The organism is Alkalihalobacillus sp. R86527, assembly GCF_042466185.1.
Lineage (GTDB): Bacteria > Bacillota > Bacilli > Bacillales > Guptibacillaceae > Guptibacillus.
On the sequence record NZ_JAXHBW010000001.1, the window covers coordinates 3,204,261 to 3,226,508 of the forward strand.

The following is a 22,248-nucleotide window of genomic DNA, read 5'->3' on the forward strand; positions in this document are numbered from 1 at the left end:
TCATTTCTTCTTAAAACTTGAAATCCCTTTATTTTTGTCGGAATTAGAATAAGTTTGCCATCTTATGTAACGTAGAAAAAGGGATGTGCTATGTGCACATCCCTGCTTATTGAAAAACTGTCACTCAGCGACTGTCACTCTGATTCTTACTCATTTCTAGCACATACTCGGGAACGAGTATTTCACCCGCTTCTTCTGAGGATAGTGCTTTGATTACCGCTCTTGATAAATCTTGAGGAGGATAGGGCTTGATAAGGTAGTCCTTTACTCCAAGATCGAGTCCTTTTTGTTTGTCTTCCGTTACCGTGGACACAACGATCGGAATATCGTTTGTTCGTTCCGTTTCCTTTACTATCTTAAGAACATCCCAACCATTGAGTTCCCCATCTAGCAAGATATCGAGAACAATTCCACGTGGTGTCATTTTTTCGATCATATGAATGGCAGACTCACCGCTTCTACAATGATAAACGTCGAATCCACTCGCTCTTAGTTCTTCCATTAACAACAGTGCAAGACTGTCATCGTCTTCAACGATAAGCACACCGCCATCTTCAGGGGTGTTCATCTCTTTGCCAAGAATAGGGAAAGAGGTTGTAAATGTACTCCCCTCTCCTAAGCTTGAAGTAACTGAAAGGTCTCCACCATGAGCCATAGCAATTTCTTTTGAAATGGCTAATCCGAGACCTGTTCCTCCGATTTGGCGGCGGTCACTGTTATCAACCCGATAAAACTTATCAAACAAGTGAGGAATCGCTTCAGCAGGTATTCCTAACCCCTCATCTTCTAAATGTAGGAGAAGCATGCCATCATGCTTTTCTTCAAAACGGAGGGTAATCTGACCTCCCTCTGGAGAATACTTCACTGCGTTACTAATCAGATTGTTCAGCAACTGTGTGACTTTATCATCATCTCCAAGAATTTCATGATGGTCACTATCATCTTTAATGATAAACGTGTGAGTTTTGTAGTTCTCCATGTAACTTTCCAACACTTCAGAAACGATCGGCTTAAGATTGATCGCCGCCTTCTCATACGTTTGTTTGCCTGATTCCATTCGTTGAATATCTAGGAAATCATTAATCAAGACAGTTAAGCGACTCGCTTCTTTGTGGATAGTCTTTAAATATCTCTTCTGCTTCTCTGGCTTAAGGTCTTTTGAAATCATAAGCTCTGTGAAACCAAGAACACTTGAGAGTGGTGTTCTTAGCTCATGACTAACCGTACTGACGAACTCATTTTTCATTTCATCGACTTCGTACTCTCTTGTAATGTCTCTATGAACAAAGATCGATCCGATAAATTTCTCTGCATTATGCAGGTGCTCATAATACATCCGAATGAAACGAGGGTTTTTATGATTTGTTTTATAAACAAGCTCACTTTCTTTCGGTTTAACCCCTTTTATCACACGATTAATATACGTGAGAACAAGGTCCCGATAGTCCTCGTCAACTTTTCCTATAAACTTATTCTTCCACACCTCAAACTCTTTTTCATTTTCAGCGTCAGATATACAAGCATCCAACATCGAACACATTTGTTCATTTACTGAGACCGTATTTCCAATAGGATCGACCAACTGGATGCCTTCACGTATCGTATTTAAAACTTCCATCGTAACCTTGCGCTCATTTTCTGTTGTTTCATACAAACGCAATTTATCTAGAGACAGCGAAATTTGTCGGCAAAGGTCACTAACTTCGTTCACTTCTTTTTCTGTAAAGACCATTCCGATTCGGGTGATGCAAAGAATTGCCACTACGGACTCTCCTGAAAGGATCGGTAAGTACACATCATAAGAGAACGATTGATCAAGATCATGATAACCCGCTTCATCTGGTGTAGATTCTCTTCTCACAATATGATACTTCTTCTGAGTAATCGCTTTTAATGCAGGTCCATCATCAACATGTTCGATCCAGCGTTGAACCACATCAGTCCCCAGTCCTACTGAAGCATTGTCTTTCCTTGGGTTAAGTAGAACGATTATCCCTCTGTCTCCATAAAGAATTTCGATAAGGTTCGTTATGATATTCTGAAGCAAATTTGGTTTGCTTAACGTAGAGGCTAGTGAGCGGTTTAATTGATTCCGGTGCTCAAGAACTTTTGTTTGATAGTTCATCGTCTTGACACTCTGTTCTAGTTCCTCTTTATTATCTTCTAATTCCTCACGTTGCTTCATAAGTGTTTCGTTCGTACTGATCAGCTTGCTTTCATTACTTTGAATACTCATCACCATAGAGTTGAACGCTCGCGCTAATTCACCTAGTTCATCTTGCCTTTTTTCATGCGGAACTTCAACACGCTCACCAGCCGAAACCTGGCTGGAGGCGATTGCGAGTTCATGCAACGGGCGCCCTATTTTTCGTGCCATTATCCCGACTAGGATTGTCGCAACCACCAGGAGAAATACGACGAAAGCAATAAACAAATCTTGTATGTTTGAGAGTCTAGTAATAAGCTCTTCATCTGTTTCTCTAATATCATTTCTGATAGAATTGACAAGTTCTCGAATCGAATCTTTTGCTGTATATACGAGATCACTCCCACCCATATTCTGTGAAAGGTTCTGTAATCCATCTGTATTATCAGCTGCTACATGCAATGCGGCTTGTTCAAACAATCGATCATAACGACGAAGATAACTTCTAAGATCCTCGATTTTCTCACGTTCTTCTTGTGTGCTTAACTTAGGATTTAAGGTCGCTATTCTTTCCTCGATCATTGCTTTTTCATCTTCATAAGAAGAAAGGAACGGCGATTCAAGTCTGAATCCCAAATACCCTCGTGCTTCAAAAAACATCTGGTTCAAACTATCTTCAAGTTCAATCGCAGATTCATACTTACTACGAAGGTCCTCCGTCTTATTTTCGTACGTTGCTTCAATTTGATGCGTATACACGCCAAGGGCGACCGTAACAAGGACGATAACGACTAGAAATCCACCCATGATCTTTACGAACTCATTTGAAAGGCTATTCTTCCAATGTTTATTCATCTAGAATAACCTCAACTGTTTCTAGTAGGTTCATAGGGCTAAAGGGCTTTGAAATAAAATAATCGGCACCTGCTTGTTTCGCAATATCTTCATCCTTTTTCTGTGCCTTGGCAGTTAACATCATAATCTTCACATCATGATTGCCAGAGGTCCTGACGTTTTCAATGACTTCTAGACCTGTCATCTCCGGCATCATATAATCCAGTAAGACAAGATCATAGGAATGAGAGTTGATGAGTTGGAGAGCTTCAGCCCCATCTTCCGCTTCATCGATCTCATAACCATTATCTTCGAGTGTATCTACGATTAACATACGCAAAATCTCTTCATCATCCGCTACTAGTATTCTCGTATTCATGCTCTGCACACATCCTTTTTCATTGATCCTCACTTGTCTATTAAAGAGGAAGAAGTAGAGAATGATCTCTACTTCTTATATCGGCCAAATGCTTCTTGAATAATATAGTAGGATTGTTTCAATCGTTCATGATACGTTGGCTCATCCCATTGCTTCCAATCAAACCGTCCAAATCGGTCACCGTTCAGGGTTCCATCTTTGAGATTCGGCTCTGTATCGAGTATCGATTTCACATCGATTCCATCTTCTCCCGATTGCCCTTTGTATGTGATAACGCCAATATCAAAGCCTTTTGAAACCTCTGATGCCTTCAATCCATCCTCGAATAGATCTCCTAGAATTTCTTTCTTACTAGGATCTTTCACGTTGAACAAGGCCCACGGAATACGCATTTCGATGCTATTATCCCCAACGATAAAATCAGAAACCGAGTTATAATTCTCGTCTTCGGGATTCGCATTCCCATAGGTCAACAGTCCCGCTTCGTAATCCTCAAAAGGGTATACTGTATTATCTGTTGGGATTAACAGCTCCTTGTTTAAGGCTAATCGGATCGGATGAAATACATTGTTTGTCGGATCAGAAGCATATATTTTCTTATCGATTAAACCGAGTGATTCACCATATTGGTAATAAAATGAATCATAGTAGCTATGAACAAATAGACGCGATTCTTTCTTTCCGTTTAAATTCAATACGAAATCAATACCCGCACTTGTTGAAAGAGAAGGGTCACCCGAAAGCTCAGTACTTCCTTGTTGACCGATCGTATCGAACAACAGCGCCGTATTTTCCTTTTCCAAGCGATCAACCGTCATATCTTGGTAATCTAATCGGAAATACACATACTTCTCATCACTCGTCATAAATAATTTCTCGAAATTACCGCTATTGGAGCTTACGATAGGCTCGACCTTAGCTTTTTCCCAGTCGCTCACATCGCCATCGATTTTCACTTTCAGGGTTTCACCAGGATCAAAGCTCAGCAAACCAAACTGCTGCTCATTCGTTTGGTCATTTGACCAAAATGGACGTCGGTCTGGATTATCGTAATCCATTGTGTTCCACGTCCGTTTGAACCACTCATCCTGCCACGAAAAGATGAGACCACCTGCATAGTCTTCTGAAACGATCGAATCAAACAGTTTTGCATCGATTTGACCTTGTTCTGTTTCAGAATGTCCGCCTTGATCCATCCCGTAGACATTCCGGTGCGTAATCCCTCTTGAAGCTGGTACACCAAACTCCGCCACAAGAACAGGCATCTCATGTTCATCGTGTAGATCATTTAGGTAGCCGGCATAATTATTCTTCTCACCATTATGATCCTTATAGTTCACATACTTCTCTTCGAAGTTGAGAAAGTCTGGGTAGTAAGGATAGATATGATAGGAAGCAAATTGACCAGCTTGATACTCATCCTTGAGTTTGATGACGTTTGGATTCACCGAGACAAGATCTTCCTTTTCAAGTGGTTCAGCAGGATGTTCTAAAAGGTCCGTCGTCACCCAATTAGTGAAACTAACGGGACGCTGCCATTGATATTTCTCCATTTCATAATGCATGGTCTTATCCATCATATTCGCGAGCCAGACCTCAAATGGACTCGCATCCGAAGTGGACACATAGTCACCATCGTATTGTTCAACCGACTTATTTTTCTGGTTCGTTGATACAACGACTTCTGGATCCCACTCTACTCCGAGGATCCAGCCGATCACATAAGGCGAAATATCAGCTGAATAAATTCCACCGGCATGCCCTTTTCGTTCTTCGATTCGAGCATTTCCATGAATAATGTCCACGGTATCTTCAATCGCTCGATCGAGAAGCGCAATATTCTTATCAGCGAAAGCATTCTGTGACTCAAGCATCGGTTCTTCTTCGACCCATACTCCGTGGAAAATATAGAGCGGCTCCTCTGCTTCTTGATTATAGTCAAGTAACGCTTCATAGAATCCTGGCGGGTGGATCGTATAGACCCTGATCGCATTCGCGTTCATTTCAGCGATTTGACGGAACCACCTTTTGTACTCTCGCTTTGTGATCGCAGTTTCTCCAGGAAAATAGCCAGGTTTTGCGATCCCCATGTTTACGCCTTTGATCAACATGTCTTCCCATTTACCATTTCGATAGATTTGAATCTTATTATCGCTTACTTGACCAGCTACGCTTATGCCATCAGATTTGTAAATCTCACTTGAACGCTTATCATCGCCTACATCACTTTGATTCACCTTCTCAAGTATAGATTGCATCATCGGAAAATACATCTTCCAGTAAAATGCGTCGATTGAAGTATCATCCCCAAAGGAAAGGTAGCGATTGATCAAAGGGATTCCTTTATACTGATAGAAATCGAATGTTGAAGAACGATCTGCGTAATCTCCAGCGAAATAATAAGTATCTTGATGATGAACGACAGCAGGAAACGTAAGTGGAATGCCATTGTTCGATAGCGTCTCCTCTACTTCTTCATTCACATCTAGTGAATATGTAGCTAATACCTCCTGGTCATTTTCGGGAATGACGATATCAAACCAATAATGATACGCACTCGATTCCTTCACAATGTGATCATCGAAATAATCCTCACCGTTTTCGGTGAAAGAGAATTGTACTGTTTCATCTCCCAGATCTTCTTCCTCGATCACGATCAATTGGTCACTTTCATCCACCAGCAGTAACCCTTCTCCTTCAAACTTCCATTTCTCCCCTGTTTGTTCCTCATAATTTTTCACTGCCCAGGCTGGTACTTCTCCTCCAACCTCAAGCTCATCAAAATAACGTCCAATCCATCCTGACCATTCCAAATTTAAAACAGAGTATAATCGCTCTCTCGCTGTTTCCTCCGTGGGACTTGCAAACGCGTTGAACTCAGCAATAAATGTTGAACCCTTTTGTACAGCTTCAGCAATTTTATTAACTTCTTCGACTTTCATACCACCATAGAGCGAAGAAGAACGATCTCCGTTTGAGCTATCGCCATCGTATTCATCTTCATAAACACCGTATGAATCGGCAAGATAAATCAATTCGTAATCCGTTAAGGTATTGGGAAAAGAAGAGGTCTCATATTCACGCTCACTACCCGGATGAAATCCAGTGTAGTCTTGTGATGCATCGTAAGCAGCACCATCTTCCTTCACCCACTTCTGGTAATTTAGCAACCACGTAAGTCCTCGATGTTCACGATACGTTTCATCTGGGACAGTCTTATCGATAATAAAAACGTCTTGTTGGTGCTCTTCTTGAAAAAACCATATGATGATTGGAATGCAGATAATCACTAGCAGCAATAGGGTTCCTAGAACGATTCCATTGATAGACGTTAATTTCTTGTGAGTAAACACTTATTTCGATACTCCTTTTCTGCTCATTTCTCCCCAGCCTCGGTTTCCTTTTAGAAGCTGAATGATACCCTCCACACGCCACAAAACCGTCATAGGTCTAAACCAAAACGCTTCTGATAGAGAATAAAAGTAGAGTCTCACTAAATCCATCACTTTTGGGTAACGACGAAGACTCCATTCCTCTAGCAACACAGCACTCATTGAGAGAAGTGAACCATAAATAACGGCTAACAAAAACAACATGAATGCAAACGAGGTGTAAAAACCGCTAATAAATGGCGCAAGAATCATCAGGATATATCCGATAAGTTCGATGACGGGTCCTAAGAATTCAACGATGAAGAAGTATGGCATCGAGATCATACCGACCAATCCGTACCGAGGGTTAAGCAACATCTTCTTGTTGTACCAAAGACTTTCGAATAATCCTCGATGCCACCTGCTTCGTTGTCTTCTTAAAATTCTTAAACTTTCAGGGGCTTCTGTCCAACAAACTGGATCTGGAACATAAACGATTCGTTTCCCTGAATTTTCTTCTTTCGCAAATCGATGAAGCCTTACCACTAGATCCATATCTTCTCCAACCGTGTTCGTTCGATAACCGTTTACCTGCACAACACTTTCTCGGTGAAAAACACCGAAGGCACCTGAGATGATCAATAGTAAGTTATGGCGTGACAATCCGATTCGCCCCATGAGAAATGCACGTAAATATTCGATTACCTGCATGACCACAAGCGGACTTTTAGAGAGAGCAACTTTCATCACCTCACCACGTTCAATATCACAGCCATTGGCGATCCGAACACTGCCTCCAACCGCAATGACCTCTTGCTTCGAATCGATAATCGGTTTCATTACCTTTGCAAATGCATCTCTCTCAATGATTGAATCTCCATCGAGGGAACAGAAATAAGGATAGTGCGCCACGTTAATGCCAGCGTTTAACGCATCCGCTTTACCACCGTTCACTTTGTCTACTAAATACAAATTCTCATATAAAGTAGATTGATAGACATGTTTGATGTCTTTTGAACTGACCATCTTACGAATCGTCTTCTCAACTTTCACCATACTGAAGGAATCGATCACAGTCTGAAGTGTGCCGTCTTTTGAACCATCGTTTATCACGACGACTTCAAATCCAGGATAATTAATACTAAGCAACGAGCGTACGCTAGGCACGATTCCTGTTTCCTCATTAAAAGCTGGCACTAGGATGGACACAGGTGGCGAGAAGGAAGAATCAACAATTTCTTCGTATTGTTCAAACTGATCGATATTATGTTCTTTTCTTAGCTGTACGGCAGAGATGATAAACAGAATGAGATAGAACAAGATAATGCCTATTAGGTATACTGCAACAAAACTTGTGAAGATAATTAATAACGTTGTGAAGATGTTAGCGAGGGTCACGTGTGTACTCCTTCCTCAAAAGCCATTCGAGGGCAATATCTCTAGCAAACCGGTCTTCGTGCGTTTCGGACACCTCTCGTAATAACGCCTTACCTTTGGATTGATAGGAAAGAGATTCAGCGGCAGCCGTCCTTACCCACCAATAGCGATCCGAAAGCAGAGACAATAGCAAATGACTTAACCGATCATCTCTTTGCATTTTGGCAGCCTTTGCAGCCATCATCCGCTCTTGCCAGCTATCAGACGTTAACGAAGGGATAATCAAATCGACCTTCGACATATACCCCATTTTTGATATGGCTTTTAATGCACGTATTCTAAATTCTGCTTCAGAGGACCCCAAGAATGTTTCGATATAGGGTAAGTAATCAGATTCTTTTCTTTCTCCCATAGCTTCGATCAACGTCTGCTGAATCCACAGCGGAAACTGATCGATCGAATCAACAAATTTCTCGAACAAGGGTCTCTCTAGGCGCGAATAGATGTCTAAGTAATAGAAGGCTGAATACTCATCTGTTTCTTTCAAAAGAATCGTATAGATCCGATCGTCCTGAATATTTGCTAGAATTCGAAGAATTTGGATTGCTTCCATTTCTGTAACGTGTTTCTTCTCAAGAATGGCTAGACAATCGTCGATTAACACAGCCATTCGAAATTTTTCTATACGGTAAAGAGTGTTCATACGCGTACTCCAACTACTACTTTTGAGTTGGTTTTTATAATGTGAGTAAAAATAGCTTTCAGCGATTGTTTCGATTTCTGACATCATAATGGTATTTCCTTTCATCAAGGAGTAATACCTCGTCAAAACGTCCTCAAGCGCTTCCGTCATCGCTTTGGATTCGGGTTGCGGAAGCTTTCGATTTCCCTTCAGCGCATCCATCATTCTGTCTAAATATTGCTTCTTCCAGTACTCTTTCTTCTCATCAAACCCATTGATTCGATATTTTCTAATGATAAGAAAACAAAACAGCAATGTGAGTACGACCAACATAACAACAAAAAGTTGAAATACAACAAATACAGCATTCATATCATCGACCGTCCTACTAAACTACCTTTTCAATAAGTCTACGGATTCGAGCTTCAAGCTCGAGCATATTGAAAGGCTTTGTAATGTAATCATCAGCACCAAGCTCTAGCGCTTTCACGATGTCTCGTTCTGTTTTCCTACCTGTTAACATCATCACTGTATAGCGACTTTGCTCACGCTCATGACGCAGACGATGCAAAACCTCGATTCCATCCATACGGGGCATGATGCCATCGAGTAAAACAAGACAAGGCGAGCTCGTTCTATGCCATGAATCTTCAAAGAACGCCTCACCTTCACGATACGCTTTTACTTCGATATGATAGTTGCCATCCATATGAAGATCCATCAGGTTTGATGTAAGCATCGTCCGAAGGATTTCGTCATCATCCACAATGGCGATTTGAATGGTTTTAATATTCTTTTCACTAGATTGAACATTGTCGTAGAAAATCACCTGGTTTCGACCATTTGATTTTGCTCGATAAAGTGCTTCGTCAGCTAGATTTAATAACTCACGATTGGTTGAATTTGTATCGAGCTCTACAATCCCAGCTGAAAAGGTGACTGAAAATCGTTCTGTTTGTGGACCAAACACTTCTTTTTGAAAATCATGTAGAAGTTCATTCACGAAGGCAATCGCATTAGAAGAGCTACGTCCTGGAAGGACTAGGACAAACTCTTCTCCCCCATACCGAATCAGCGTATCTCTTCTTTTCTTCTGACTCATGATGAAATGAGAGAGCTTTCTTAACACTTGATCTCCGATTAAATGACCGTATTGGTCGTTAACAGATTTAAAATGGTCGATATCAAGGATGGTGATGCAAACCTTCTCATTCGTTCTCACAATCTCAGAACGCAGATGATTCAAATGTTTTTCTAGAAACTTACGATTATAAGCCCCCGTCAATTCATCCGTTAACACAGAAGTCATAACGAGCCTACGTTTCTTGACCTTATCAAGCACTCTGATGATGTACTCTTCCTTAGAAATATCTCGTTCAAAGTAGTCACTCGCGCCTAGTTTATAGCTATTAAATCGATTCGTCGCAGAACTCTCCCCATCTGTTATGACTAACGGGATAAACTGCACTTCGGCTTTTTCTCTGATTTCATCAGCAATATCTTTATCCTGTTCCATTAACGAATGCTCCAGAATAATACAATCAGGATTCATATCATAAATGACTGTTCTTGCTTTCGACAGTTTTAATGAAGCAAATACGATAAAGCCTTGTTTTTCTATGTAACTTTTCATTTCGATTAATGTCATAGGAGTAGGGTGAATAAGAATGACCACTTCTTTTTCATCAGTCAATTCCTTTCGCTCTGTCGAGTCGACCTCATCCATACCTTCTACAATTCCTTCAAGCACTTTCACGGTATAGTCATTGGAAAACGTTTTCTCACTTTCTTCATCAAACTGTGTTAAAACCGCTTCTGCTTGTTCTCCTACATCATGATACCCGACTGTACCAGCTGTCCCTTTAATCGTGTGCAAAAGCTGATAAATTTCCTTCTCAGGGACGCTTTTGTTCATCGTTTTAATCGTATCGATCTGATCTCTTATTTTACTAGCAAACTTCTTTTTATACTTTTCCAATATAATGCCTCCTATTGAAAACAAGGGCGATTTTTATAAACTCCTTAAATAGTTTAATAATAAAGGACTTAACCAAACTCTACAACGTTGAATATATTAATTTTTCCTTCACAGGTAAAAAAATCCACCCATCGACCCTTATGAAACAAAAAGAGTCGATAGGAGAATTCTCCTATCGACTGTTCAATTAAAAGTCAAAGTGATCTGGGTCTGGTCCTACCCGTTTATCTTCATTCAAACCGTTGATGCGGTCCATCTCTTCACTAGTAAGCTCGAAATTAAATAGATCAGCATTTTCCTTAATACGATGCTCTTTTGTCGATTTTGGAATGATGATCACATCGTTTTGAAGGTGCCACCTTAGGATAATTTGAGCGGTAGATTTGTTGTGTTTTTCTGCTATCTCTTTCAACTCTTCGTTATCTAATAATTCACCTCGCATAAGAGGTGACCACGCTTCAATCTTAATATCATGCTTTTCACCGAATTCGCGCAGTTCTTTTTGATTAAGCTTCGGATGAAGTTCAATCTGGTTAACAACAGGCTTAACAGTTGTTTCTTTAAATAACGTTTCGAGGTGGTGGATATGGAAGTTACTTACACCGATCGCTTTGATCTTCCCTTCATGATAAAGGTGTTCCATCGCTTTCCAAGTGTCTACGAACTTGTCTTCCACCGGCCAGTGGATAAGATATAGATCTAGGTATTCAAGGTCCATCTTTTCAAGAGATGTTTCAAAAGCTTGGATCGTTTCATTATAGCCTTGATCCGTATTCCACACCTTCGAAGTAATGAAGAGTTCTTCTCTAGGAACGCCAGATTCTTTAATCGCTTTACCAACCCACTCTTCGTTTCCGTAGATTGCGGCAGTATCGATGCTTTTATAACCATTTTTAATCGCAGCAGTAACAGCACCAATAAGCTGATCTTCTTCTTTCACCTGGTACACACCTAGACCAACCTGTGGCATCTCGACGCCATTATTTAGCTTTACCGTTTTTGAAAGGGTCATCTTACTCATAACTCTTCACTCCTCTTTTGCAAAAATTGGATCACTTCATTACTATTTTTTCTAAATCTTGGATTAAAGTCAATCAATCGAGCTCGTCGTACATCAATTCAGGAGAAAGGTTTGATTTTCTTATGCGCCGGTCAGAAAAACCAGTCCTAAAGGCCCTTTCTCACAAAAAGAAAACTGCCCGATGAACGAGCAGCAGCTTTCTACCAATTGAATATTTCTCTATCTGTAGATATGTTCTCTTGAGGAACCCCTGCTTCTATATAACTCCTGACAAGTTTCCAGTCTCCTTGCACTCCTTTTCGGAACGTACTAAAAAACAAGTTACCCGTTTCGCTACGCTTTCCTTCAACAGATATAGAAGCCCAGATTACTGCAAGCATCTCATTTCGTCTTAATGGTGTTATCGAAACTTTCTTCAAGTTCCACTGTGTACCATCTTTTTTAAAAGAAGTAAAAGCCTGTTCCCAACCTTTGACTGACTCTATATATCCAAAGTCATAAATCTCAGATTGGCTTGTCACTTCTCTAGCCTGGTAGCTATCACTGATTTTGTATTTCACACCATCGATCGATGACTGACTCCAGCTCTCTAGAAACTCGTCCAGAAATTCGTCAAAACTTTTCATATGAATCCCTCCCCCTTCACTCTATTTCAACAAGCATTCGACAGAATCCTTTCATCTCTACAATAGGAAGAGAGATGGTATTATGTTATATTACATAAGAAGTGATATTTGAAAGGATAAATAGCCTTATGAGCAACCAAAACCAATTAAAAGAAGAAATAAATAAAAGAAGAACATTCGCGATTATTTCTCACCCCGATGCGGGTAAGACGACATTGACTGAGAAGCTCCTTTTTCTTGGCGGACAAATTCGTTCGACTGGTACAGTTAAATCCCGTAAATCCTCCAAGTTTGCGACATCTGACTGGATGGAAATTGAGAAACAGCGTGGAATTTCTGTAACATCCAGTGTCATGAACTTCACCTACATGGGTCATACGATCAACATCCTCGATACTCCTGGACACGAAGATTTCAGTGAAGATACGTACCGTACCCTTCTCGCAGTTGATAGTGTCGTGATGATCATCGATGCCGCAAAAGGTGTTGAGTCCCAAACGAAAAAGCTTTTCAAAGTTGTTAGTGAACATGGTATTCCGATTTTCACGTTCGTGAACAAGATGGATCGCCAAGGACGAGAACCTCTTGAACTGCTTGAAGAAATCGAAGAAGTCCTAGGAATTGAATCCTACCCGATGAACTGGCCGATCGGTATGGGGCAAGACTTCCAGGGCGTTTATGACAGACACAAAAAAGCTGTAGAGTTCTATGATACAAACGGCGATAACAAGGAAGCTGTGAACATCTCAGATCTTGATGATCCTCTATTAAAAGAAAAAGCTGGCGAAGACCTCGTCAATCAACTTCAAGAAGACGTCATGTTGCTTGATGAAGCTGGATCGGAATATAGCGATGAAGCATTGCAGTCCGGTAAGCAGACGCCGGTCTTCTTCGGGAGTGCGATCTCAAGCTTTGGCGTGCCAACATTCTTAAATCATTTCCTAGAGCTTGCTCCACCACCAGCACCAAGGCAAAGCTCTGAAGGTGAAGTGAAACCAGAAGACGAAACGTTCTCAGGATTTATTTTCAAAATCCAAGCGAATATGAACCCTGCTCACCGTGACCGTGTTGCATTCCTTCGTATCGTGTCAGGCACGTTTGAAAAAGGCATGGAAGCATGGCTCGAAAGAACGAGTAAGAGCATGAAGCTATCTCAAGGACAGCTATTCTTTGCTTCTTCTAGAGGGAATGTGGACAAAGCTTACCCAGGAGACATTGTCGGTCTTTACGATTCTGGCACTTACCAGATTGGTGATACGCTTGTCGGTTCTAAAAACGTCTATTCATTCGGCGCGCTTCCAACCTTCCCGCCTGAGCACTTCGCAAAGGTTCGTGCTCAAAAAGCATTGAAGCAAAAGCACTTCTACAAAGGTGTGCAACAGCTTTCAGAGGAAGGTGCGATTCAGGTTTACAAAACCGCGCACTGGGATGAAATTGTCGTCGGTGTTGTCGGAAGACTTCAGTTTGAAATCTTCGAACACCGTATGAAAGGTGAGTACAACACGGATATTCAGTTCGATACGATGCCGCACCAGCATGCACGTTGGATCGAAGCTGACAAGCCGGAAAACCTCGTCGACAATTCAAGAAACCTTCTCGTATACGATCAACAAAAACGCCCAGTCCTCTTATTCACAAATGACTTTGCGCTTCGCTGGTTCCAGGAGAAAAACCCTGACGTTCCATTGAAGGAATCTAAATAAAAGAGCAGCATAAAACAAGCCACATCTCGATCCGTTATGGATGAAGATGTGGCTTTTTCGTTTCTATCCTATGGCTGCATTCGTTTAAAAACATTTTTAACTTTGCCTGTAATATCATGACTCGACGCATCCTCGACCATCATTGCGATGAGTAGATCTTTTCGATCCGTATTGTACGCTACGAACAAACCGTTTTCCTGACCTGTTTCTTCTCCTGCACCTTTCAATTCAGCGGTGCCTGTTTTCCCCGCAATCGAGATTCCTTCTACAACAGGATCATGAGCGGTCCCTTCAGGACTCGATACGACTTTCGAAATCCCCTCTTCTACAGTTGTAGCGATTTCTCTCGACACAACCTCCACTTTTTCAGGCTCCTGATCCATTAGTAACGAAGGCTTCACCATTTTTCCTTCATTTGCAAACGTTGTATACGTCATTGCAAGGTGATAAGGAGAGATCTGTAATTCTCCCTGCCCATATCCAGAATCCGCTAACAGGATACCATTTCCTAACCCGTCGTTCGAAACAGAAGACTTCACAGTCGGAAATGGAAAATCAGTTTCCTTCCCAATGAGAAAGGACTCAAGCCCTTTCTGGAACTTCTCGTCTCCTAAATTAAGAGCTTTTCTAGCAAAGTAAATGTTATCGGAGTGAATGAGCGCGTCTTCAAGCGTCACTTCAGGATCCGCTGGTTTTACTCGCGTCACTTGATAATCGCCCCAGCTAGAGTCAGCACCCCATTTCAATCCGTCTATTTCCTCAACCGCATTCGGATCGAGACCATCCTTTAAAGCAATCGCAGCAGTAAGAGGTTTAATCGTAGATCCTGGTGAATATGTTTTGTTAAACTTTGCAGAAAAAGGCTGATCTTTATTAGCAGTCAACGCATCATATTCTCCCTCATCAAATCCGAGCGTGAAATCGTTAGGATTATACGAAGGCGAGCTCGTTAAAGCAAGCGTTTCTCCCGTAGTTGGATGAATGGCTACCGCCGTACCAGCTTTCCCGGCAAGTTCTTCGTACAGCATCGCCTGAACAGTTGAATCAATTGTTACCTGAATGTTCTCGCCATCCACTTTCGGAGTACTTGCGATCACTTTCTCTGTCCCTTTCACTTGAATGGTCCAGCCCGTTTCACCGTGAAGCTTGTCTTCATGAATTTCTTCTAGTCCTGCAACACCAATCTTCTCGTAACGTGAGTAACCTTTTTCCGCATAGTCTTCTAAATCCTCTTTCTGTAAGTTGCGGATGTAGCCAGTAAGGTGCGCGGCGCTTTCACCGAGAGGATATATTCGTTCTGTCTTATCACTAACGAGCACACCGGTAATCTGAGAGGCATCAGTAATCAACTCTTCTTCTGTTTTCATCACACTCTTAATGGGTACGAATTGAGCAGGATTCGACTGAACCCACCCCTGGCTTAATTCTTTCTCAATATCTTCTACGCTTATTTTAAGAGTGTTACTAAGCTGAGAAAGAATAGCGTCTTTATCGGCTTCGATTTTTTCAGGGACTACTCCGATCTGCTTAACAGTGCCATTAACAGCAAGCTCCAAACCGTTCCGATCCGTTATTTCCCCACGTGTCGGAACCGCGGAAGTAATAGCGACTTCCTCACCATCTTCTAACTCTTTAAAAATAAAGGAAGGATTCCAGTTCACCTTATATGTTTCTGAATCTTCTTCCTCTGTTAACACTAGCGTTGCCTTGTTTTCAAAAGCGACTTCTCCCGCTAATGTCTTCATCGACACAGCAAAAGGAAGCGTGACTTCTCCTTCATCATTAGGCTCTGGTTCTTCCTCTGGCTTCTTAAATGTAACCTTTAACTCTTGAACTTCTACATCACCATAAATCGATTTGTATCGCTCTACAAATTCTTCTTTCGTTATCGACTTTTGGGTTTCTGATGACAGTCTAGTATACATACTACTAAACTCTTGTTTGTTCCAATCCTTTACATATGTATCAAACGAATCGACTGCTGATGGAGGGGTGGAACAACTTGCAAGAAGCAACACAAAAAACCCCATCACTATGAATGATTTTAGTTTCAAAACCAGCTCCCCTTCATTCCTTTATTTTCCTTTAGTATAAAAGAACAGATCGCGAGTTGAAAGGAATAAGACTCACTGTTTTGAAGTTAATACCCTATCATTTTTTCTAAATCAATTCGTTCTTCGAATACTGTAGCAAGACTTCGCCCATCGATATGAGGTAACCTTGGTATCACACCGAGTACAGGAACATCACAAAATTTCTCGATCAAGTCTGGATTCGTTTCTTCAGCTACTCCTCGATCTTCTTCATTCATATCGTTCACAACAACACCCAGAACATGTAAGCCGCACCTTCTCGCATAGTCGACGGTCAAATAGGTATGATTCAGTGTGCCGAGATTAGGACGTGACACAATAATTATCGGAAATCCTACCTCTTTTGCAACGTCACTAACAAGGTAAGCTTGACCGAAGGGAACGGTGATCCCTCCAGCGCCTTCCACGATAAAAAAATCGTGCCGATCTTTTACATCATTCCAACAACCACTTAGTTCCGAAAAGCTCACCTCACAATTCTGGCGCTTAGCAGCAAGGTAAGGCGCAAGTGGTTCATCAAATTGATACGGAGTAATGTCGATAAGAGGGCTATCATCACCTGAATAACGCTTTAACATCATCGTGTCACTCATCGGATCATTCCTCTTCACACCACTTAACATTGGTTTAAATACCCCGATGTCATGGCCTTTGTTCTTTAATGCCGCTGCAATACCTGACGAAACGATTGTTTTCCCAACATCCGTATCTGTACCCGTTACAAAAACCCCTTTACGCAATCAAATCACCCCAAACTCCTTTCCGACTTTATGAAACGTATGAAGAATGTGATCGACATGTTTTTCCTCGTGCGTGGCCATGAGTGTTAAGCGAATACGACTCTTTCCTTCTGGAACTGTGGGTGGTCTAATAGCTGGAGCGAATACACCTTCCGTTTCAAGCGCTCTTGAAAACTGTACGGCTTTTGTGGCACCTCCAATTAGAACGGGTAGAATTGGCGTCCCTTCACCTAAAACAGAGTACCCTATGTTTCTCAGTCCTTCTCGGCATCGGTTGACCGATCGATGCAATCTCAGTCGAAGGGTTGTGTCATGCTCAATCATTTCGAGTGCACGGATGCTTGCAGCTACAACGCCAGGTGATATTGCAGTCTGAAAGATAAACGACCGAGCTCGATTACGAAGGAGCGTTATCATGTCATGAGATCCGACAACAAACCCTCCTTCCGTACCAACCGCTTTGCTAAACGTTCCAATCGTCAAGTCCACTGAAACATCAACATACGAAGACGTTCCTCTTCCGTATTCTCCGATTACCCCAGTAGCATGAGCATCATCCACAATCACATACGCATCGTACTTTTCAGCTAGGAAAACAATATCTCGGAGTGGGGCAATGTTTCCGTCCATACTGAACACACCATCCGTCACGATAAACCGTCGTCTATACTCCTGACTCTCTTTAAGCTTCTTTTCAAGATCTGACATCTCCACATGACTGTACACCTTTGTTTTCGCTTTACTTAATCGGCAACCATCAATCATGCTCGCGTGGTTCAATGCATCGCTAAGAATGACATCACTTTCACCTGCGATTGAAGAAAGAACACCGATGTTCGCTAAGTAACCACTTGAGAAAAGCAGGGCATCTTCACACTGTTTAAACGCAGCAATCCTTTTTTCAAGCAGTTCATGCAACTTGGTGTTGCCAGTAGTTAACCGCGAGCCCGTACTACCTACCCCAAACGTTTGCATCCCTTCAATCGCGACCCCAACCAAACTCTCATGTGCACTTAAACCGAGATAATTATTTGAAGCAGCCATCACCTTTACTTCTCCATCGATTTGTAGAACAGGAAGATAAGAAGTTTCAACTGTTCTTAAGCCACGGTATAACCCTTGTTCTTTAATACTGTGTAATTCCTCCTGAATCCAATCATTCTTGGTACTGTGCAAGGTGAGCTGCCTCCTTCTCAGTGACATAAGAAATCGCTTCTTTCATGATGAGTATCATCTCTCTCAACTGTGCCTCTGTACTTACGAGAGGTGGCATGAACACAACAACATCTCCTGTTGGCCTCGTAAGTAGCCCGAGTTCTCTCATTTTCAGTGAAGACTTGTATCCAACGCGACTCTCAAACGGGAACGATTCCTTCGTTTCCTTATTCTGAACAAGTTCGATGCCACACATAAACCCTAACTGCCTACTATCCCCTACATGATCGAGGTCTTTAAGCTCTTCATCTAGTATCTTCTTCAAACGATCAGCGCGTCGTGCCACTCCTTCTACGATTCGTTCACTCTCAAATAAGCGAAGATTCTCAATCGCAACCGCACACCCTAACTGATTACCTGTATAAGAATGGCCATGGAAAAACGTTTTCAAATTTTCATAGTCGTCATAGAACGCTTCATAGATTTCTTCCGTTGTGTACGTGATGGCAATCGGTAGATAGCCGCCCGTAATTCCTTTCCCAGCTGCCATTAAGTCTGGCTCGACATCTTCATGGTTACATGCAAACATGGCACCAGTACGTCCGAATCCAGTAGCGACTTCATCGACAATCATAAGGACGTCGTATTTTGTGCATAGTTCACGTACTCCCGATAAAAATCCTTCTGGCATTACAATCATGCCTCCTGCACCTTGAACCATCGATTCGATCGTTAACCCTGCAATCTCATCATGATGCTCTTTTAATACGTCCTCTAGTCCCTGAAGACACTCATCACGACATGCGATCGGATCACCCGTCTCATGACGATAGACGTTCGGGACAGGCATCTTGAACCCTTTGAACATAAGCGGTCCATATACTTGATGGAAGATATCGATCGCCCCTACACTGACCGCACCGATCGTGTCACCATGATACCCATTTTTCACGGAGATAAATTTCTGTTTCTTCTCTCTCCCTTTGTTCTGCCAGTATTGATAAGCCATCTTAACTGCTATTTCAACAGCTTCCGCTCCACTATCTGAATAGAAAACTCTCGTTAACGGAGCAGGCGCAATGGTAACTAGCTTTTCTGCAAGTTCTGTTGCAGGGACATTCGTCATACCGAGCAACGTTGAATGAGCAATCTTATCGAGCTGTTCTCGAATTGCATCATCAAGCTCTTTCTTACGATGACCGTGAACATTAAGCCAGACTGAAGAAAAGGCATCATAATATTCATTACCATCAATATCCTTAACCTTAATGCCTTCTCCACTTTCTATAATCAAAGGATCTTCATCATAATCCTTCATCTGTGTAAACGGTAACCACAAGTGTTTTTTACTTTTCTCAATTAGATTCATAGACTAAACCCCTTTTAGTAAGATTGATGTTTTCTCTAAGTAGTCGATGTATGAAGGCACGTCACACTTCTGATTCACAAAGAATACCCTGCCGCCGTTTTCATCACCGATCGCCTTCATCTGCGAGATTCGCTGATAGCCTATCTTCTTACTAGCAACATAACCTGTTATGTAATCCGGATCATCGCTAAAGCAAAATTCTGCAACAGTATCAGGATGGGATGACACTTTTGTTGCGAGCGTTAAGGCTTCTTTCATCCGCTGGTTGCCTTTGAGATTTGTAGACTTCACCCAGCGTTCATAGTCCTCTCGCTCCCAATCTAGTCGTGACACTCGCACTCCTCTTTTTTGACGAGCATCGATTCGCTCACCCGTCACCGCATCGATTACAATCGCTCCACTTACGTCATAGCATTCTTCTAAACTACCAAGACCTCTCGCAATCACCTCTTCATCTAATCCAGATTGCTTTAATAACTCCAGTGCTACCCTTCTTCCATGTTCTATCGTGTCTACTTTTGAATAGGAAACAGGTAAAGGGGTGAGGTGCTGCACGGTTTCATGAACCTTTTCAACCGAAAGTTGCAGGAAATCAGGCTCTCCTCTCTGATGAGAAAACGCTCTTTCCAATAGATTGGTAGCACGTTCTATCAGCTCATTTTTTGTAGAGAGGTGTTCTCCGCCAGAAATATGCTTTCCACCCTCTTCATGAGTGCCACCAACCGAGGCTCTCATTCGGACACTGAATAATTCCTTATCGCGCATACTGTTTATTCCCCTCAATCTTGGTTCGTTTTAAAAGTTTTGTAACTGGTAGAACGGTTACGGCAGTGAAAATAATTCCTGGAATCGCCGGTATTAACAATGGCCACACACTGACTTGCAACGTTTCGGCAAGGACAAATCTTGCAGCGATTGATCCAAGTGGACCAGCAAGGAATATTACCGGAAGTGAAGGACCTAACAAAGCTACTGCACCGCCAGCTACAATCCTAAAAACCATTGAAATCTCGACGTTCAGAATGGTATGAAACCCTAACATCAACAGAATGGAACTTGCGAGAACCCCAGCTATTATGTATTTTCGAAAACCAAACACTACCGCAATTCCCACTGCAAGCGGGGCAGATAATTGAAAATCCGCCCCCGGAATCGGTGAAGGGATCTTGATCATTCCAGTCACGATGATCAAGCTAGCTAATAAACTAATCGTTGTCATTTCCCTCATTTGATCTGGATTCAACTCCCACCATTCACCTCCCTCACCATATGTTAACCTTATAATATTTTAAGTTAACTTATTTGAGGACATTTTATCATTCTCTAAAAAAGATTCATAGTCTTCTTATGGTGAAACTTGTTCGAGAGTGGGTATCGTGAAACAATTGCAGGAAGAAATCGTATAAATAGGTAAGAGAAATGTGCTTGGAACGTTTCGTAAAGTGAAGGATGTCTTGAAGGAGGAAGTTCCGATGATTAACATCGCTTTTGGGATTGCCTTGATAATCGTTTTCGCACTCGTTCAGTACAGCTGGTTTTTCGATACAAATAATGGACTTGCAATCGATTTTAAATCAAAAAAAATCTTATGTTCTAACGAGCATTGGATTAGTATTGTTCGCAGCATACTTATTAACAACAGGGATAACAAGCACTTTTTAGACAACCGAAACAAAGCCAGTGACGTTGGACGTCACTGGCTTTGTTTGTTATTGAATGCCCCATTCTTGTTCAAGTATCTTCAATAATTTATAAGGACCTCTTTCCTTATTTGACGGAATAGCGATCATTAAATCTGAAGATGGGTAATAAGCAGAATGGAAGCTCACTCCAGGGTCATAGCCCATCACATGGTATTTCGTAATAGCATTCTCATTTTTATCGATCCAAACACCATAGCCATAGTGGGTACTCCCCTTTACGTGCACATGCGGTGTTAACAAATTGAATACGAATGGTTTACTGATCAACCTACCATTAATTAGGCTCTCCCAGAAATTGATCATATCAGGGGCTGTAATATATGCACCGCCATCTGGTCCACCTTTTTTGGGAATGGAATACACATTTGTTTTCCACGTTCCATCTTTGAAATCGATATATCCTTTTGCCGTATTCTTGGGGAGTGCGTCCTGAGGGAAATATCCCGAGTCATGCATACCACTTGGTTCAAAGATGTTGGTCGAAACATAATCAGTAAAAGACTGCTCTGATAGTTGTTCCACGATCAATCCCAAAATGATGTATGCCGCGTTATTATAGTTGAATTTCTCCCCGGGAGGAAATTTCATTTCTCCATCCTGGAACAAAGGTAAGAAATCTTTCGGTTCGTTCATTGTGTAAGACGGTGTTTGGACCCATAAGTCTTCATAGTCCTCCATTGTTTCTTCATCAAAATAATCCTGAATTCCTGACGTATGTGTCAACAGTTGATGTACCGTTATGTTGTTATCAAATTTAGGGAACGGAACCTTAAAGCAATCTTCAATTTTTGATTGAAATGACAATAGACCTCTTTCTACAAGCTGACAGATTGCAACCGCTGTAAATAGCTTACAACCAGATGCAATTCCAAAGCTCGTATGAATATTGTTTTCGATTTCCTCCGCTCGGTTAGCGAAGCCTGATGCCGATTCGAGAATGACATCATTATGATTTCGTGCGTACACCACTCCAGAGAACTTTTCTTCTTTAATTTGTTTCTCAATTTGGTCAATCACTGGCTGCATGTTTCTTCGCCCCTCTCTTTCTTACGCTTACCTTGTATGTTCAAT

At 41.7% G+C, this 22,248-nt stretch carries 17 protein-coding genes; 2 read left to right on the top strand and 15 right to left on the bottom strand.

Features of this window, described 5'->3' with window-relative positions; translation table 11 throughout:
• Window positions 1-124: 124 nt before the first annotated feature.
• The 8 genes from SJY16_RS16750 to SJY16_RS16785 all read right to left on the bottom strand — a co-directional run bounded on the left by SJY16_RS16750 (window position 125) and on the right by SJY16_RS16785 (window position 12,414).
• The gene (locus SJY16_RS16750) at window positions 125-3,001 is read right to left on the bottom strand and encodes an ATP-binding protein (protein ID WP_377890953.1); all 2,877 of its coding nucleotides are present in this window, start codon (window positions 2,999-3,001) and stop codon (window positions 125-127) included.
• Entirely contained in the window at window positions 2,994-3,359 is a 366-nt protein-coding gene (locus SJY16_RS16755; RefSeq protein ID WP_377890955.1) for a response regulator, read from the bottom strand. The genes SJY16_RS16750 and SJY16_RS16755 overlap by 8 nt, the downstream gene beginning before the upstream one ends.
• A 68-nt stretch (window positions 3,360-3,427) precedes the next feature.
• The gene (locus SJY16_RS16760; RefSeq protein ID WP_377890957.1) at window positions 3,428-6,712 is read right to left on the bottom strand and encodes a hypothetical protein; all 3,285 of its coding nucleotides are present in this window, start codon (window positions 6,710-6,712) and stop codon (window positions 3,428-3,430) included.
• A complete protein-coding gene (locus tag SJY16_RS16765) occupies window positions 6,713-8,128 on the bottom strand; it encodes a glycosyltransferase family 2 protein (RefSeq protein WP_377890958.1) in 1,416 nt (471 codons plus the stop codon).
• Window positions 8,115-9,161, bottom strand: coding sequence for a HEAT repeat domain-containing protein (locus SJY16_RS16770; RefSeq protein ID WP_377890960.1), 1,047 nt, complete (start codon window positions 9,159-9,161; stop codon window positions 8,115-8,117). Before SJY16_RS16770 ends, SJY16_RS16765 begins: the two co-directional genes overlap by 14 nt.
• Window positions 9,162-9,177: 16 nt before the next feature.
• Window positions 9,178-10,767, bottom strand: a complete 1,590-nt coding sequence (locus SJY16_RS16775; protein ID WP_377890962.1) for a diguanylate cyclase — start codon at window positions 10,765-10,767, stop codon at window positions 9,178-9,180.
• Window positions 10,768-10,954: 187 nt separating this feature from the next.
• Window positions 10,955-11,788 carry an aldo/keto reductase gene (locus SJY16_RS16780; RefSeq protein ID WP_377890964.1) on the bottom strand — a complete coding sequence of 278 codons (834 nt, stop codon included), beginning with the start codon at window positions 11,786-11,788 and terminating at the stop codon, window positions 10,955-10,957.
• A gap of 200 nt (window positions 11,789-11,988) precedes the next feature.
• Window positions 11,989-12,414: a flavoprotein gene (locus SJY16_RS16785; RefSeq protein ID WP_377890966.1), complete on the bottom strand. Its 426-nt coding sequence runs from the start codon at window positions 12,412-12,414 to the stop codon at window positions 11,989-11,991.
• A gap of 128 nt (window positions 12,415-12,542) precedes the next feature.
• Here SJY16_RS16785 and SJY16_RS16790 point away from each other — a divergent pair, with 128 nt between their 5' ends.
• Window positions 12,543-14,117: a peptide chain release factor 3 gene (locus tag SJY16_RS16790; RefSeq protein WP_377890968.1), complete on the top strand. Its 1,575-nt coding sequence runs from the start codon at window positions 12,543-12,545 to the stop codon at window positions 14,115-14,117.
• Between the two features lie 68 nt (window positions 14,118-14,185).
• Here SJY16_RS16790 and SJY16_RS16795 read toward each other — a convergent pair whose 3' ends face one another.
• From SJY16_RS16795 to SJY16_RS16820, 6 genes are all read right to left on the bottom strand, one after another.
• The gene (locus SJY16_RS16795) at window positions 14,186-16,171 is read right to left on the bottom strand and encodes a penicillin-binding transpeptidase domain-containing protein (RefSeq protein ID WP_377890970.1); all 1,986 of its coding nucleotides are present in this window, start codon (window positions 16,169-16,171) and stop codon (window positions 14,186-14,188) included.
• Between the two features lie 86 nt (window positions 16,172-16,257).
• Window positions 16,258-16,950, bottom strand: a complete 693-nt coding sequence (bioD, locus tag SJY16_RS16800; RefSeq protein WP_377890972.1) for a dethiobiotin synthase — start codon at window positions 16,948-16,950, stop codon at window positions 16,258-16,260.
• Window positions 16,951-18,126 (bottom strand): 8-amino-7-oxononanoate synthase, encoded by a 1,176-nt coding sequence (bioF, locus tag SJY16_RS16805; protein WP_377890974.1) that lies wholly within the window; start codon window positions 18,124-18,126, stop codon window positions 16,951-16,953.
• Window positions 18,107-19,474 carry an adenosylmethionine--8-amino-7-oxononanoate transaminase gene (bioA, locus tag SJY16_RS16810; protein ID WP_377890976.1) on the bottom strand — a complete coding sequence of 456 codons (1,368 nt, stop codon included), beginning with the start codon at window positions 19,472-19,474 and terminating at the stop codon, window positions 18,107-18,109. Before bioA ends, bioF begins: the two co-directional genes overlap by 20 nt.
• 3 nt (window positions 19,475-19,477) lie before the next feature.
• Window positions 19,478-20,239, bottom strand: a complete 762-nt coding sequence (locus tag SJY16_RS16815; protein WP_377890978.1) for a 6-carboxyhexanoate--CoA ligase — start codon at window positions 20,237-20,239, stop codon at window positions 19,478-19,480.
• Window positions 20,229-20,717, bottom strand: a complete 489-nt coding sequence (locus SJY16_RS16820; RefSeq protein ID WP_377890980.1) for a hypothetical protein — start codon at window positions 20,715-20,717, stop codon at window positions 20,229-20,231. The genes SJY16_RS16815 and SJY16_RS16820 overlap by 11 nt, the downstream gene beginning before the upstream one ends.
• Before the next feature lie 229 nt (window positions 20,718-20,946).
• Between SJY16_RS16820 and SJY16_RS16825 the strand changes: the two genes are divergently transcribed.
• Window positions 20,947-21,222, top strand: a complete 276-nt coding sequence (locus tag SJY16_RS16825) for a hypothetical protein (RefSeq protein ID WP_377890982.1) — start codon at window positions 20,947-20,949, stop codon at window positions 21,220-21,222.
• Here SJY16_RS16825 and SJY16_RS16830 read toward each other — a convergent pair.
• The gene (locus SJY16_RS16830) at window positions 21,184-22,203 is read right to left on the bottom strand and encodes a serine hydrolase domain-containing protein (protein ID WP_377890984.1); all 1,020 of its coding nucleotides are present in this window, start codon (window positions 22,201-22,203) and stop codon (window positions 21,184-21,186) included. The two genes, SJY16_RS16825 and SJY16_RS16830, sit on opposite strands and share 39 nt — an antisense overlap.
• Window positions 22,204-22,248 lie beyond the last annotated feature (45 nt).

Bases quoted from the DNA above. Each gene is read 5' to 3' on its own strand.
- SJY16_RS16750 (WP_377890953.1), bottom strand. From the start codon at position 3,001: ATGAATAAACATTGGAAGAATAGCCTTTCAAATGAGTTCGTAAAGATC.
- SJY16_RS16755 (WP_377890955.1), bottom strand. From the start codon at position 3,359: ATGAATACGAGAATACTAGTAGCGGATGATGAAGAGATTTTGCGTATG.
- SJY16_RS16770 (WP_377890960.1), bottom strand. From the start codon at position 9,161: ATGAATGCTGTATTTGTTGTATTTCAACTTTTTGTTGTTATGTTGGTC.
- SJY16_RS16780 (WP_377890964.1), bottom strand. From the start codon at position 11,788: ATGAGTAAGATGACCCTTTCAAAAACGGTAAAGCTAAATAATGGCGTC.
- SJY16_RS16785 (WP_377890966.1), bottom strand. From the start codon at position 12,414: ATGAAAAGTTTTGACGAATTTCTGGACGAGTTTCTAGAGAGCTGGAGT.
- SJY16_RS16790 (WP_377890968.1), top strand. From the start codon at position 12,543: ATGAGCAACCAAAACCAATTAAAAGAAGAAATAAATAAAAGAAGAACA.
- bioA (WP_377890976.1), bottom strand. From the start codon at position 19,474: ATGAATCTAATTGAGAAAAGTAAAAAACACTTGTGGTTACCGTTTACA.
- SJY16_RS16815 (WP_377890978.1), bottom strand. From the start codon at position 20,239: ATGCGCGATAAGGAATTATTCAGTGTCCGAATGAGAGCCTCGGTTGGT.
- SJY16_RS16825 (WP_377890982.1), top strand. From the start codon at position 20,947: ATGATTAACATCGCTTTTGGGATTGCCTTGATAATCGTTTTCGCACTC.
- SJY16_RS16830 (WP_377890984.1), bottom strand. From the start codon at position 22,203: ATGCAGCCAGTGATTGACCAAATTGAGAAACAAATTAAAGAAGAAAAG.